The organism is Vibrio sp. Y10_XG_PY6, from assembly GCF_024181795.1.
Classification (GTDB): domain Bacteria; phylum Pseudomonadota; class Gammaproteobacteria; order Enterobacterales; family Vibrionaceae; genus Vibrio; species Vibrio diabolicus.
On sequence record NZ_JAMZAQ010000002.1, the window covers coordinates 1,117,178 to 1,131,290 of the forward strand.

Here is a 14,113-nt window from a genome sequence, read left to right on the forward strand (position 1 = left end):
TTCAACGCACCTTACTGTTTGTTGAAATAATTTCACCCTTACCTCGGTCATAGATAAAGTAATAAATAAGGAAATGACAGTGACAGAAACGACGTTTCAAGATCCCTCGTGGATAAGATTAGGCTTTTTTCTCGGCGTATTATTACTTTGTGCCCTTTGGGAAAACAAACTGCCGAGAAAAACACTTACCGCTTCACGTGGGTTTCGCTGGGTCAATAACTTATCACTGGTTGCTGTGAATAGCTTGATTGTTGCGTTAGTCATGCCTATCGCCGCCTTTCAAGCTGCAATTATCGCTCAGGAGCAACAATGGGGACTATTTAATTTGCTCTCCCTGCCCGCTTGGTTAAACGTGCTTCTAGCGGTTATTCTGCTTGATTTCGTCATTTACGTTCAGCATGTGGTCTTTCACTATGTAAAGCCACTGTGGAAGCTTCATCGAATGCACCATGCCGATCTCGACATTGATGTCACTACTGGCGCACGTTTTCATCCCATCGAAATCATCATCTCGATGGGTGTCAAAATTGCCACTGTATTTATCTTTGGCGTTTCTCCTATCGCTATCGTGGTATTCGAAATAGTGCTCAATGCCAGTGCGATGTTTAATCACAGTAATGCAAAACTGGCTTTATCAGCGGATCAGAAACTGCGAAACGTCATAGTGACGCCAGACATGCATCGCGTTCATCATTCCGTGATAGCAAAAGAAACCAACTCGAATTTCGGTTTCTTCCTTTCTGTTTGGGATCGACTTTTTGGGACATATCGAGCTCAGCCTGAGCTTGGCCATGATGATGTCGTAATTGGTATACCGGAAATTAGGAATGAAGCAGAACAACGATTAGACAAGCTGTTAACGCAACCTTTTCGCTATAACCGAAGAAGACGCAACAGTTGAAGAAAAGTTTTTGTGGATGAAGTGCGTAAACAAAGCGAATAGACTAAACCTAAACACCAACCAGTTAAACACCACTTCATCCTTACGATGCTAGCTAATGGATTCACTCTCCGTTAGTTGACGTTTTTTGTTTAACTGAGTAATACCAACAAATAAACCAACCACACCAAGCACCGTGCACACCAAAGCATTAGTATTCATTGCTTGTTGTGCTTCTATTGAGCTGTATAGAAAAGCCAGACTGAAGAAAGTGGTACCAAAGCTTAAACCTGTCAGTACGCTGAAACCAGCGAAACTGGCCAAGTCTTTAAAATCGTTCATAACGAATCCCTGTTTACTATCCTTAATTGAGTGATGAAAAGTGAAAGTTAACGAAATATCTGGCGTGATTGTCGATGTTTACGCGCGTTCCATAACCAGATAGATACGCCGAATGAAAAACCTAAAAAGAGTGTTTTCATTTGAAGTGCGGCATTGTTGTCCAATATTTCTAATGTATAGTGAGCGTGCGAGCTAAAAATAACATTGGTCGTCAGAATCAATAGCATAAGCACTAATCCGGAACGACGGTGCTTCACCAACAGATACACCGCTAGTAAGTCTAACAGCCCCAATGCGCTCCAATAAATATTCAACCAGCGTGGCGCAAAATCATAAGGCAAAAAACCGTTAGCAATGTTGTCATAAAGATGAACCACACCGCCAACTGTCATAAAAAGGCATAAGAGAAACACGACGAATTTATCCATTATCGTTTCCTTATCTGAATGAATGCGCAAAGCATATAGAAGTCAGTTAAACATTTGTAATCTCATAGCCATTTTTGAGATCGACAGTGCCTTTAAACAGTACGTGAGGCGTGTGAAAGAAATTTATTCGCTCCTGATAGAAGCATAGTGTTAGCTTTGGCATTTCGCTCAAATACACCAATGTTAGAACAGAAGTCTCATTCAAACCGCTCCTTGGTCTATCAGTTTTCGAACTTTTTCCAGTGCGTTCTGAAAAACGGTATGCGCTTGTGAGGAAATATCGCTCCCTATATCGTGCCAAAAGAACGCAAAATCATGTCCGCCATCGTCTTGCGTATGAAACGTCCATGAATCCGCTAGGTCAGCACACTCGCACGAAACAAAGTGCCATACTTGATTTTGAAAGCCACTGTCCCATGAGCATAAATACCGAGCGGAGATAACGTGCGTAATTCCAGATTCTTCAGCAAGCTCCCGCTTTGCAGCCGTGATGTAACTTTCATCAAACGTCTCAATAGTGCCCTTGACGAGCTGAATACCCGCCAACGGATGTTTAAAAAGTAGGAGCTCTTGGTTTTGCTTACGCAGAACGACGGGACAAACTTTATCGATCACAAAACCACTCCTCGTTGTTTAAGCAGAAAGCTTTGGCTTGTTCTGGATATAAAGGAATCGCATGAAGTTGCATGATTCATTCCTTTGAATTCGGACAACATTCTAGTCATCTTGTTTCACCGAGATACCATTAACACCACGTAGTGATAACTCAGCCCTTAAGAAATGAGCAAGATGCGATATAACTCACTTTTGCGATTTGAATAGCAATCAGAGGGTGCGTAGAAGCAACAAAAAAGCAGAACCGAAGTTCTGCTTTTAGAAGATGAAAACATGTCACTTATGCGGACTGATGTAGCTCGTATTTATGCAACATCGCTTGTTGATGTCCTGCAATTTCCGCCACTTGCTCAGAACTCTCAACCATAGACTCAAGCTGCAGCTTTGTACGTTCGCCAAGGTCAGAAATATGGGTAATGGATTGAGATACATCTGCCGTCGCACGTTCTTGCTCTTCCGTGGCAACAGAGATCTGCTCAACACGTTCTTGAATGTGTTTGACCGCGAGGTTGATATCAGAGAATGTCGATTTCACTTCATTGCTGGACTGCAGTGCGTGGGCCATTTCTTCTCTTGAATCATTGACTGCTTGGCGCGAACGCTCTGCGGCAGTAATAAGCTCGCTCATCATTGCTCGGATGTTCGTTGTTTGTTGAGAAGTATCACTTGCTAGTTTGCGGACTTCATCCGCGACAACTGCAAACCCACGCCCTTGTTCACCAGCTCGAGCGGCTTCTATTGCTGCGTTGAGAGCAAGCAAGTTTGTGTTGTCAGCAATACCACTGATCATATCGACCATTTCACGAATCTGCTTAACACGTTGGTTTAGCTCTAACATAGATTGCTCATTCATATCCAAAGAGCTTTCAAGTGATTCCAAACGTTCACGGTTTTGTTCCACAACTTGAACGCCTTTTTCAGTGTGCTTGGTAGCAAGCATCGAGTCCTGTGACGAGGCATTTGTCACTGTTGCTATTTCACGAATGGAGGCTTCAAGTTGCGTAATGGTCGTGATCATGCTCGCCAACGCTTCATTTTGTGTCGTCAGCCCATCGCTCGTTTGTTCAGCTGCACTGTGGCTTACTTCAGCCGTCTGATAAAGCATTTCACAATTGCGCGTCACCGTTTGAATGGAATCGTGTGTGGAATCGATCACTTGATTCAACTTTCGTGCTACTTCTTTCAGCTCATAAGGGCCGACCTCATCTGCATTGTCACGAAAGTCATGCTCGGTAAGTGCTGAAAGACGCGTTAGTACATTCCTTAACCCTCGGTTTGTCCATGACTTAAGGCTAAACCAAGTAACCAGAATAATGAAAGATATCACGCACGCCGCAAAAACGATCATAACACTCACCGACTCAATGGTCTCATTGACCACACTCTCTTTATCCGCAATCAACTCACCAGCAGCTTGTGATATTTGATCAAGCAACCGCATGGTTTCATCCGCAAGAATCGAAGCCTGTTTAAACTCTGAACGTTGCAATTCCCCTTGTTCTAGTTTGGCGAGGATCAAACGCAGCACGCCCTTTTCACTAAAGCCTTGCTTCACCATCTCGTACGGTGCCGTTAGGCTTGCGTATTCGCTTACTTCTGGATGTAAAGACTGGAAATCTTCATAGGCGAGATTAATACCTGCAATACGGTTACGCATTTCTCGGTATTCTTTTTCGGCTTTACTCAGTTCAGAATGCATCATCATTACTAAGAACGTGCTTTCCATTGAGCTCGCTGAGGCAATAAATCGGTTGGCGGCATCACTCGATTCAGGATTTTCGGCACTAAGAAACGAGCTGATTCGATTCATTTCCGGGCCGATAGAGCTGAGCCCATAGCGGAACCCACCAACTCCTGCATCAATATCCATTTGAATTTTTATCACTGAAGATTGCTTCAGTAAAATGGACTGCGTGATGTTATGTAAACGCGCTAAATTTGTATCTAACTCCTCAGAGAGTTGTTCAGCAACACCAGAAGCTTCTCCAACCAAACTTTTGCTTTGAGTCGCAAGTGAATCGATTTGCTCTTTGATGAGAGGCAGTTGTTCTGGCTCAGAAATCTGCATACCATGGTTGAGTAGCTTAACCATCTCCAATACATTCCTAGTTAACTTTGCGTTCGCCATCGCGATTGGTAACGCTTTTTGCGACAAGTCTTCAAATTGCTCTCCTACCTGTTCCATTCCTTTGAAACTTGAGACAGAAAGGGCTATAACAAGAGCTATGATAGTTAAAAATGTTGCACTAACAGCCTGAATCAGTGAGAGTGATGTGCGTGAGCGTTTTCGCTTTGCCATAATCAATTTTTATTCTTTCTTAAGGTTGAATCGGTTTTGCAGTGATTCCGTCACATTTGTGAGACAAAACCGTGATTTGCAGCCCATACTATGGATTGGTTATGACACTAATATTTCAGTTGTGAGTCATAGAGATGACAGGTGGTGATTTGCGTCGAGTATATTTTCCTTTGATAATCAGTGTGCTACTAAGCGCCTGCTCTTCGGGGCCTGAACCTAGCGAGCAAGTGCAAGTGACAACACCTACAAATCAGTTATTGGACAATAACCCTGACTTGTTCCAGTTTTATACAGAATGGCATGGCACACCTTATCGCTTAGGCGGCACACAAAAATCTGGTATTGATTGCTCGGCATTTGTGCAAAAAGCCTTTGTCGAGGCTTATCAACTATCGTTACCCAGGACAACGAGACAACAATCGAAACAAGGTGTGGAATTAAATTGGACGGACGCCAAACAAGGAGATTTGGTGTTTTTTAAGACAAGACGGACGACCTATCATGTAGGGATTTACTTGGGTAACAAGCAGTTCATGCATGCGTCAACGTCTAAAGGTGTGATCATTTCAAGAATCGACAACCCATACTGGGCATCTAAGTTTTGGCAAGTAAGAAGAGTTACAATGTAACTCTTCTTACTTTTAGAATTGGAGGTGACTGGTATCAAACAATATCAATCGTAAGTAGCAACGGCAGTATCGAATAGGTTTTTAACCAAAGCGATGTATTCATCAAGGAACGTGATCTGTTCATTAGTCGCTTTTTTATGCCATACACCAGCCAATATCTCACCAAGATCTTCAACAACCGCATCCGCCTCTTTTAGTAATTTGAAGCGTACGCTTGAGTGAAGCTCTGGGTTTTGCTCAAAGATCGCCATGATGTTTGAAGCCACCATATCGGTGACGACATCTTCGATGCTTTCGGATCCAGTGTCGCCAATTTCAGTCGTGAAAATATCTAAATTTAGCGACAAGTGCTCGATAAGAGCGAGATATCCATCGGTTTCTAAAACCACTGTTTTTCTCCGTTTATTGCAAGCCTTCGAAGCTGAAAGCGGAATAGTTTCAATAGTAAGACATGCCGAGAAAATTTCATTAACTTATTTCATATTAACAAACATTCACGAACCAACTGGATGTTTTTCAAACAATTGCGCTTTGCCTCACTGCGTTCGGATACAGGGTTTCTTCAAACCTTTTTGTATTTCAGTCATTTTCATGCAAACAAGTTTGGTTACGACCGTTTTCTTTTGCACGATACAACGCAGCATCGGCACTCTTTAACCATTGAGTGTGAGTTTCAAAATAAGGTTTATACTCGCAAACACCAATACTTATCGTGTAATTAATCAAAAAATCTTCCACTTTCACGATCTCTTGCTCAATTCTTTTACGTAAACGCTCCGCGAAATAGCAAGCTTGTTCTTGATTCGTATGAGGAAGCAATACCGTAAACTCTTCTCCGCCAAAACGACCGCACACATCACTGCTTCTTGCTGTCTTTCTTAATAACGAAGAAGTACGACGAATGACTTCATCTCCCGTCGGGTGACCATAGGTATCATTCACTTTTTTAAAGTGGTCGATATCAAATATTACTAATGAGCATGGTCCGTCGATAACTTTTAGGTGAGCAAACTCTTCTTTCAGCGATTGCTCCCAATAAGCACGATTAAATAAACCTGTTAAACCATCTTTGCGACTGATTTCAGACAAATGTTGATTTGTTTCTTTCAAATGAATGCGATTTCTTGCCGTTTCAGAGACATCATTCACTTGAATAGCAATGTGGCTGACCTCTCCTGAGAGCCCGATTAACGGGGTGATTACGATGTCTTGATACATGAAATCACTGCTGTTTGAAACCGGAGAAAAATTGTTGAATTTAAAAAGGTACGGTCGGTTTTCCCAGCTAGAGAAGGAACGAGTTTCCAGATCGGCGGCAGTTTTTATCTTGGTTTCTAGCCAAGTTTTTGGCAGCTCTTCAAAATGATCAAATAAACATTGGCCAAGGATTTCTTGTGACAGAACGCCACTGTATGACTGCATAAAACTGTTCCACACACAGACCTTATACTCTTGATCCAACACGATAAGCCCTGAGTCCATCGTATCGAGAATTTGTGTGACCCAATGAAAGTCTGCTATGTCCAGCGTAATATCGGACATTAGATTAGCTCCATGATTTCATAAATAATTTCTACGGATGGTTTATCAATTAAAAACAGTACCTCACACTCAAAATCGAGCGCTTCTGCCATGTAGGTGTATTCGATAGTAAACAGCTCACCTAATTCACCCTGCTCTTCACAGTAAGGCGTTAACGTATCCACAATGCCTGGCTGACGAAGTGAGAATTGCTTGTCGAGCTGATCCCCTAACGATGTGAGAAATGAAGAAACCAGTAAGTTCGAGATATTCAAAATGATTTCATTATGAGGTGTAAACTCAAGCAGATAGCCTAACTTCTCGCCAATTTGATTGATATCTCTACCACGCAAACACACCAGAGCTTCACCATGAATACCGCCACCAACAAACCTCTGCGCAACCGCGACGGAGCCATCACGCCCAACAACGTCGACAAGCGTCATATGAAGTTCGCCATAGGATAACGGACCAACATGTGGAACAGGAAGTTGGATGAACTCGTGTAAGTGGTCTGCCATAATCGCAGCCCCTTTACCAAGTGCAATGTTTGCAATCTCGCGGAATTTGGCTAATGAGGAGAATTCCTCGCAAATCTGGCTTTTAGGATCAATCGAATGGCTAGGCTTGAACGCATAGTGCAGCCCCAATTGTTCATAGAGCGGTATCACCTGCTCTTCTGTCAGAGGCTTAGCGATAAAAGCTTGAGCACCGAGCTCTATGCAGCGCTGTTTTGCCTCTTGTTGAACATCTCCAGAAATAATGACGATTTTAGTCTGGTAGTGACTAACAGGTAATGACTCGAGGACTTCAAAACCGTCCATGATCGGCATCGTTAAATCGAGAAACAAAATATCGATATTTTGCTCCGCAAGAATATTTAGCGCCTCATACCCATCTTGAGCTTCGATCAGGTGCAATGATGTATCTTGTACGATGGAGCGCGCAATGAGCTTTCTTGCAACCGCCGAGTCATCACATATCAGTATTTTCATGTCACCAATGGAACTAACGTCAAAAAAATAATAATACCTGTTGTATACGTTCATCTCCATATGCTATGCCGACAAATCAGAGGCTTATAAGCGATTTGATTCACATTTATACAAATTGACTACACTGAGAGGAAGGTTTCTTTACGAAGTATGCTCAACGTAGCGCCAACACCTTGCTTTTTATCCTAAACTGTTGGTGGTCAAATAGATTCGCGAGGTTTTGTATGTGGCAAGCAATATCGCAACAGCTTTCTGATACTTTATTATTCGAGTACCAGATCACGGAAAAAGTAAGACTGTCTGGTGGGGATATCAGTGAAAGCTACATGATCAATGACGGCGAACAGCGCTATTTCGTGAAAATTAACGATCGCGAGTTTTTGTCTAAGTTTGAAGTTGAGGCAGAAAGTCTGCATCTTTTGCGTGAGACATCTACCCTATTTGTTCCAGAGGTTGTGTTGGTTGGTAAAACCAAAAACGCCTCATTCCTAATTCTTAACTACCTTCCAACAAAGCCATTAGAAGATGGCCCAAACAGCTTTAAATTAGGACAGCAATTAGCTCACCTTCATCAATGGGGCGAGCAAAAGGAATTTGGTTTTGATACGGATAACTATCTCGGTTCCACTCTACAACCCAATAAGTGGCACAAGAAGTGGTGTGTCTTCTTTGCTGAGCAACGCATAGGATGGCAATTACAACTCCTTAAAGAAAAAGGCGTCACTTTAGTTGATATCGACGACTTTATAGATGTCGTAAAACAACTGCTAGCAAACCATGCTCCAGAGCCTTCCTTGCTGCATGGCGATTTATGGAATGGGAATGCGGCTCTCACGGCATGTGGCCCTATCTGTTACGATCCCGCCTGCTACTGGGGTGACAGGGAGTGTGATATTGCGATGACTGAGCTGTTTGGTGGATTTCAGCCGGAATTTTATCAAGGTTATGAATCTGTTATGCCACTTTCTGCTGGTTATCAAGAGCGTAAAGATATCTATAACCTTTACCATGTTCTCAACCATTGCAATTTATTTGGCGGCCATTATTTGGAGCAGGCTCAACAAGTTATTAATAAAATTATTTCTTATTAATTTGGAAGCCACTGCATATTTCAAGATGTAAAACCTCGAGGCACATCACTACAGAAAATGACCCTAAGCTCAAGGTTGAGTTTGGGGTCAAGTTTTATACTTATTTCGACTCAATTAGCAACAACTCCACCTAATATCAAAGGAGACTTAACTTTGGATTGTGCCTATTTTCCTTGTAGGCAAAGTAAGTGAAGGGCTGTACTTCCTTAAAGAATAGAGTGTTTAAAAGCCCTGCGATATTAGGAGTTGTTGTATGAAAAATTATACCGAAAGGCATGTCAAATGCCCCCATTGTGGACATTCAATCGGCATTACACTAGATGCAAGTAATGGTGACCAAGAGTTTTATGATGATTGCCCAGCTTGTTGCCATGCCATTCACTTAAATATGCGAGTAGATGAGCTGCAAGATAAAGTCGAACTGTTTATCGATGACAATTACGAATAACAACTCGAGCATGTAAGCGTTGGAAACACAAAGTCACTTGAATTAAAAAGGAGCGCTTGGCTCCTTTTTATCATTCTAAAGCTGTTTTGCTGCGAGAACTCGCTCAACAGTATCAACTATGGCCTGAGTCTGAGGGTCAAACTCGATATTAACGCGGTCCCCTACTTGTCTTACTCCAAAGAGTGTTCGTTGCAAGGTTTCTGGAATTAGATGTACTGAAAAACGACACGCTTCAACCTCACCAATCGTCAAAGAACAACCATCCAAGCCGATATAGCCTTTCGCTAACACATATTTCATTGATTCTTGCGGCAGTTGGAACCAAATAGTGCGGTTATTAGGCGTATCGATGATCTCGACAATATCAGCCATCAAACTAATATGGCCAGACATGCTGTGTCCGCCAATTTCATCACCAAACTTGGCAGCTCGCTCAATGTTTACTCTGTCACCTTCAACTAGCTCGCCTAAGTTGGTGAGAGCCAATGTCACTTGCATTAAATCAAAGCTGATAAGGTTGCCATTAATTTTGGTCACGGTCAGGCAGCAGCCATTGTGAGCGACAGATGCACCTATTTCTAATCCTTTACAAAGCTCTTCGCTTAACTCGACAACATGCGTTTGAAAGCGTTCTTTTTTATCAATTTTAACGACCTTCGCCGTACCCTGAACTATTCCTGTAAACATTCTTTTTACCTATTGATTTCATACAAGCTGCAATCGATGACAGAGCCTTAAGCACAGCACTGTGTATCGAGATAAAACCTGTAGATTATAGAGCAACGACCTATTGAAAAATGGAGCCTTGTTCTCATACATGCCTCTAACATTAACATGATTTATTACAGCTCTCAGTATTAGCGTATCCTGAGCTTAGCGAGCATTAAGTTAGTGTTATCCACTATTCGCAACCTAACTATGGAATATAAACATACAATTGTTTATCATTTGCGCGGAGTTTCTCCGAGGCATTTTTTCACCTTATCGTGACTAAAATCAACCATCAGATCAGTTCACCACATCTTTTGTCCTCGAGCGCTCTCATTCTTTCAACTTATTGTTCCGCTCTGGAGTATTTTTCGTGCATCGCTATAAAGAAGAAGCATCAAGTCTCATCAAATTGGCGACCCCGGTATTGATCGCATCTGTTGCTCAAACTGGTATGGGGTTTGTTGATACCGTTATGGCCGGAGGCGTTAGTGCCACCGACATGGCTGCGGTTTCTGTCGCTTCAAGTATTTGGCTTCCATCCATTTTATTTGGTGTGGGTTTGTTAATGGCGTTAGTCCCTGTTGTCGCACAGTTAAATGGCTCTGGTCGTCGAGTAAAAATCCCGTTTGAAATTCAACAAGGCGTCGTTTTGGCATTGTTGATCAGTGTGCCGATTATTGCAGTGCTGCTTCAAACCCAATTTATTCTCGGATTTATGGATGTTGAAATGCTGATGGCAGAAAAAACCGTGGGATACATTCATGCTGTTATCTTAGCAGTGCCTGCTTTCTTGCTTTTTCAAACGCTTAGAAGCTTTACGGATGGTATGTCATTGACGAAACCAGCAATGGTCATTGGCTTTATCGGTTTACTGCTCAACATTCCTCTAAACTGGATTTTCGTGTATGGCAAGTTTGGCGCACCTGAATTAGGCGGTGTTGGCTGTGGTGTTGCAACCACGATTGTTTACTGGGTTATGTTTGCCCTACTATTGCTTTATGTAATGACATCAGATCGACTTAAAAGCATCAACTTATTTGGTGAATGGCATCGACCACAATGGAAAGCGCAAGTTCGTCTGTTCAGGCTCGGCTTTCCTGTTGCAGCAGCGCTGTTTTTTGAAGTGACACTATTTGCTGTCGTTGCACTATTGGTCTCACCACTAGGACCAATCATCGTTGCGGCGCACCAGGTTGCGATTAACTTCTCGTCGCTAGTATTTATGCTTCCAATGAGTATCGGTGCGGCAGTAAGTATTCGTGTTGGACACCGACTTGGCGAAGAAAACGTTGATGGCGCTCGCGTTGCTTCACGAGTGGGCATCATGGTTGGTCTAGGTTTATCTGTTCTTACAGCGATATTAACCGTATTGTCTCGTGAATGGATCGCCGAACTTTACACTAGCAACCCTGAGGTCATCACTCTAGCGATGCAACTGCTCGTATTTGCTGCTGTTTATCAATGTACGGACGCAGTTCAGGTAATCGCGGCAGGTGCACTGCGTGGCTATAAAGATATGCGAGCCATCTTCAACCGTACTTTTATCGCCTACTGGATTCTTGGTTTACCAATGGGTTACGTCCTTGGCCGCACAGACTGGATCGTCGAGCCAATGGGTGCGCAAGGTTTCTGGCTAGGCTTTATCATCGGCCTTTCTTCTGCCGCACTTATGTTAGGGGTAAGAATGCGCTGGATGCACCGCCAAGAACCAGAGGTGCAATTGAACTTTTCAGTTCAGTGATCATAAGAAAAAGCCAGCACACGCTGGCTTTTTTGATCGAATAATAACGCTGTTGAGTATACTTATAACAAGCTTGTGAGCCAGTTCAGCCTGCTCTTTTGGTGACGAATACGAAGTTATAAAAAGGATATTTGTGCGGTCTATTTTATTGTTTTTAGTCTTGTTTCTTAACGGTTGCGATAACTGGTTCAACCCAGAAAGAGCAATGTTTGACAAATATCACCAACGTGTCGCCAATGTGTTGGACGCTCCTACTCTTCCAATCGAATCACAACCTACGGTGACCATACCTGCAAAACGCGACTTATTCGAGCCACTTCCCAGGCTATCGATTGGTTTACTAGAAAGCTACCAATTACGCCAGTGTGGATTATTCAATCTACTTGCCGAGAAAAACTCGCAACTTGGTAAGGTGCAGGATGCATTTCATGATTTTGATTACCAAACTTCACTGTTACGAGTCATGAATCGATGTCTATCCGAATTTCCGCTTAGCAATGAAGAACGCGCTACATTGACAGAGCTTTATTCGACTAAGTGGCAACATTTAGACATTCATCTCGACAACTTACTACTCGCGAGTGATGCAATGCAAAAGCAGCTAACGGCGTCGGATTGGCTATCTCAAGAAACGACGAATGATATTGCACGTATTAACGACGTCTATCGCCTTTTCAGTGAAATGTACAGCTTGCCTCATCGCGGCATTTCACGCCTGCCCGATATTGAGATTGTGCGGTATCAAGAAGAGCTAGAGAAATCTCGTTTAATCGGACGACTTTACTATTCTATGATAAACGCTTCTCACTGGCTAAAAGCTACGACTCAGTTACTTGAACAACATCAGAATAACGTGTTGTGCGGGCCAAACCGAGACGTGACCCAGTTCCGCTACCTAAGAAATGTCTTCCAATCCATTTACGTTGAAGAAGTGCAACCTTACTTAGCCTATTTAGACAGTACCTATCAGCAACTTCATGATGGCGCCACCTTGATAGAAAAGCGTATGCAACTTCATGGTCATCAATATGGCATAAAAGAAGCACACAAAACCTTTAGACAAGAAACCCTAAACCACGTTCAGTTTTGGCAGGGTCTCTTCAAGCGGTGCGGCGTAACCGTTGGCAACTAGTAAGTGCAGAGCGTTCTATTCCTTCAGCCTCTCACGCAAGAATCGGGCAAAACGTGGTTTACCGGTATGAGTAAAACCGTTGTACCTGAACGTGACGGTTGAACCTATTTTCGGAGGCTGACGACGCACTTCATCGGTAAACCCACTACCAATGTAAAACTCTGTACCATCGGGTAAGCGAACTAACATCGCCCCCATCATACCCAATAAACGCCCCGTGCCTGGCTTATAGCCCACGACTAGCGCTTCATCATCCGCGTATCGTTTCAGTTTAAGTAAATCACTACCACGTCCAGCTTGATAACGACTTGATACCTTACGTAGCATCACCCCTTCACCATCGGATATTGAAATCTTATCCAATTGCGCAAACAGGTGAGCTTCATTTTGGATCGCTCGGTGTTCGACATATTTGATATGAGGTTGGTCTACTTCGAGCACTAAGTCTTTGATGTTGTAATAACGCTTCCGGTAATCACCAGCAGAATACGGCATATCAAAGATCATAAAATCAATGTTTCGCCAAGCTGACTCCACAGGCGTTTTATCCAAAACCGTTTGTTGTACGAGATGAAAATTGCCTCGTCCCGCCCATAGCTCACCATCTAACGGATAGTCAGGTAGTGAATCTATAAACCAATCTGGAGCGTAGATTCGGTTACCATTTCTCGTCACGAGATGCTGCCCTGTCCAATAGGCGCGAATGCCGTCGAGTTTTTCGCTATACCAGTATTCAGATACATCGATACCATCTTGATAGCTTTGCGCAAGAGAAACTGGAGGTGTGAGAGAAGTATCAGCTTGAAGCTGAGAAGACGCTGTCATAACAGCCAGCGCGATTAATGTCATTTTTAATGGCATAAGAAGACCTTGTACAAAAAAGCGCCTTTATTGAACCGTAACTCCTCTCGATGACCTATTTGTTACTAGTCATTCTTCGACTCAGAACAATCAACTTAAGTAATGATTTGCAAGGACAATCATAAACTTTAGACAGATTTTGCATTTAATATTTACACATTGTTCACAATAAGATGGGTGAGTCTCAAATGAAGTCGCAATCTAATCTCGATGAGACTCTTGCTTTAGCACTCGATATTAATTCGACATCTCTCCTGAACAAGCCGTCTATCTATGCGTTTTTGATTCTCAAATTGAGAACCTATTCCTTCTCAATTTGAATGACATTATCAAAAAATCATAACTATTTGATTTTATTTGCATTTAAATTTGGCACGTTACCTGCTCTATATCCAAGTAGAGAAAACAAACGGAGATAGA

The 14,113-nt window shown here is 42.7% G+C and carries 15 protein-coding genes; 6 read left to right on the forward strand and 9 right to left on the reverse strand.

Annotated elements, in window-relative coordinates; genetic code table 11:
* Nucleotides 1–79: 79 nt before the first annotated feature.
* Nucleotides 80–901 (forward strand): sterol desaturase family protein, encoded by an 822-nt coding sequence (locus NL644_RS13560; RefSeq protein ID WP_253658489.1) that lies wholly within the window; start codon nucleotides 80–82, stop codon nucleotides 899–901.
* Nucleotides 902–991: 90 nt separating this feature from the next.
* Here the strand turns inward: NL644_RS13560 and NL644_RS13565 are convergent, their stop codons facing one another.
* The 4 genes from NL644_RS13565 to NL644_RS13580 form a co-directional block, all read right to left on the reverse strand.
* Nucleotides 992–1,222, reverse strand: a complete 231-nt coding sequence (locus NL644_RS13565; RefSeq protein ID WP_005396201.1) for a hypothetical protein — start codon at nucleotides 1,220–1,222, stop codon at nucleotides 992–994.
* A gap of 47 nt (nucleotides 1,223–1,269) precedes the next feature.
* A complete protein-coding gene (locus tag NL644_RS13570; protein ID WP_025631620.1) occupies nucleotides 1,270–1,650 on the reverse strand; it encodes a hypothetical protein in 381 nt (126 codons plus the stop codon).
* A 201-nt stretch (nucleotides 1,651–1,851) separates the two neighbouring features.
* The gene (locus tag NL644_RS13575; protein ID WP_065646733.1) at nucleotides 1,852–2,265 is read right to left on the reverse strand and encodes an NUDIX domain-containing protein; all 414 of its coding nucleotides are present in this window, start codon (nucleotides 2,263–2,265) and stop codon (nucleotides 1,852–1,854) included.
* Between the two features lie 280 nt (nucleotides 2,266–2,545).
* Nucleotides 2,546–4,564, reverse strand: coding sequence for a methyl-accepting chemotaxis protein (locus NL644_RS13580; protein ID WP_253658490.1), 2,019 nt, complete (start codon nucleotides 4,562–4,564; stop codon nucleotides 2,546–2,548).
* A gap of 134 nt (nucleotides 4,565–4,698) precedes the next feature.
* On the opposite strand from NL644_RS13580, the gene NL644_RS13585 reads away from it, so the two are divergent.
* Complete coding sequence (locus NL644_RS13585; protein ID WP_005396208.1) at nucleotides 4,699–5,193, forward strand: NlpC/P60 family protein; 495 nt, start codon at nucleotides 4,699–4,701, stop codon at nucleotides 5,191–5,193.
* A 44-nt stretch (nucleotides 5,194–5,237) separates the two neighbouring features.
* Here the strand turns inward: NL644_RS13585 and NL644_RS13590 are convergent, their stop codons facing one another.
* From NL644_RS13590 to NL644_RS13600, 3 genes are all read right to left on the reverse strand, one after another.
* Nucleotides 5,238–5,582 (reverse strand): DUF3802 family protein, encoded by a 345-nt coding sequence (locus tag NL644_RS13590; protein WP_005396212.1) that lies wholly within the window; start codon nucleotides 5,580–5,582, stop codon nucleotides 5,238–5,240.
* Between the two features lie 190 nt (nucleotides 5,583–5,772).
* Nucleotides 5,773–6,735, reverse strand: a complete 963-nt coding sequence (locus tag NL644_RS13595) for a GGDEF domain-containing protein (RefSeq protein WP_005396213.1) — start codon at nucleotides 6,733–6,735, stop codon at nucleotides 5,773–5,775.
* Complete coding sequence (locus tag NL644_RS13600) at nucleotides 6,735–7,709, reverse strand: response regulator (RefSeq protein WP_005396215.1); 975 nt, start codon at nucleotides 7,707–7,709, stop codon at nucleotides 6,735–6,737. Before NL644_RS13600 ends, NL644_RS13595 begins: the two co-directional genes overlap by 1 nt.
* 224 nt (nucleotides 7,710–7,933) lie before the next feature.
* Here NL644_RS13600 and NL644_RS13605 point away from each other — a divergent pair, with 224 nt between their 5' ends.
* On the forward strand, nucleotides 7,934–8,800 hold the full coding sequence (locus tag NL644_RS13605) for a fructosamine kinase family protein (RefSeq protein ID WP_005396217.1): 867 nt from the start codon (nucleotides 7,934–7,936) through the stop codon (nucleotides 8,798–8,800).
* Nucleotides 8,801–9,053: 253 nt separating this feature from the next.
* Complete coding sequence (locus NL644_RS13610; RefSeq protein ID WP_005396219.1) at nucleotides 9,054–9,248, forward strand: CPXCG motif-containing cysteine-rich protein; 195 nt, start codon at nucleotides 9,054–9,056, stop codon at nucleotides 9,246–9,248.
* 75 nt (nucleotides 9,249–9,323) lie between these two features.
* On the opposite strand, the gene NL644_RS13615 is transcribed toward NL644_RS13610, so the two are convergent.
* A complete protein-coding gene (locus NL644_RS13615) occupies nucleotides 9,324–9,935 on the reverse strand; it encodes a riboflavin synthase subunit alpha (protein WP_253658491.1) in 612 nt (203 codons plus the stop codon).
* Nucleotides 9,936–10,329: 394 nt separating this feature from the next.
* Between NL644_RS13615 and NL644_RS13620 the strand changes: the two genes are divergently transcribed.
* Both NL644_RS13620 and NL644_RS13625 read left to right on the forward strand, forming a co-directional pair.
* Nucleotides 10,330–11,700, forward strand: coding sequence for an MATE family efflux transporter (locus NL644_RS13620; RefSeq protein ID WP_253658492.1), 1,371 nt, complete (start codon nucleotides 10,330–10,332; stop codon nucleotides 11,698–11,700).
* A 133-nt stretch (nucleotides 11,701–11,833) separates the two neighbouring features.
* Entirely contained in the window at nucleotides 11,834–12,832 is a 999-nt protein-coding gene (locus tag NL644_RS13625; RefSeq protein ID WP_253658493.1) for a DUF3080 domain-containing protein, read from the forward strand.
* 15 nt (nucleotides 12,833–12,847) lie between these two features.
* Here NL644_RS13625 and NL644_RS13630 read toward each other — a convergent pair whose 3' ends face one another.
* The gene (locus NL644_RS13630; RefSeq protein ID WP_046875255.1) at nucleotides 12,848–13,693 is read right to left on the reverse strand and encodes a DNA ligase; all 846 of its coding nucleotides are present in this window, start codon (nucleotides 13,691–13,693) and stop codon (nucleotides 12,848–12,850) included.
* Nucleotides 13,694–14,113: the final 420 nt, after the last annotated feature.

Bases quoted from the DNA above. Each gene is read 5' to 3' on its own strand.
- NL644_RS13630 (WP_046875255.1), bottom strand. From the start codon at position 13,693: ATGCCATTAAAAATGACATTAATCGCGCTGGCTGTTATGACAGCGTCT.
- NL644_RS13600 (WP_005396215.1), bottom strand. From the start codon at position 7,709: ATGAAAATACTGATATGTGATGACTCGGCGGTTGCAAGAAAGCTCATT.
- NL644_RS13610 (WP_005396219.1), top strand. From the start codon at position 9,054: ATGAAAAATTATACCGAAAGGCATGTCAAATGCCCCCATTGTGGACAT.
- NL644_RS13585 (WP_005396208.1), top strand. From the start codon at position 4,699: ATGACAGGTGGTGATTTGCGTCGAGTATATTTTCCTTTGATAATCAGT.
- NL644_RS13570 (WP_025631620.1), bottom strand. From the start codon at position 1,650: ATGGATAAATTCGTCGTGTTTCTCTTATGCCTTTTTATGACAGTTGGC.
- NL644_RS13595 (WP_005396213.1), bottom strand. From the start codon at position 6,735: ATGTCCGATATTACGCTGGACATAGCAGACTTTCATTGGGTCACACAA.
- NL644_RS13605 (WP_005396217.1), top strand. From the start codon at position 7,934: ATGTGGCAAGCAATATCGCAACAGCTTTCTGATACTTTATTATTCGAG.
- NL644_RS13615 (WP_253658491.1), bottom strand. From the start codon at position 9,935: ATGTTTACAGGAATAGTTCAGGGTACGGCGAAGGTCGTTAAAATTGAT.
- NL644_RS13565 (WP_005396201.1), bottom strand. From the start codon at position 1,222: ATGAACGATTTTAAAGACTTGGCCAGTTTCGCTGGTTTCAGCGTACTG.
- NL644_RS13580 (WP_253658490.1), bottom strand. From the start codon at position 4,564: ATGGCAAAGCGAAAACGCTCACGCACATCACTCTCACTGATTCAGGCT.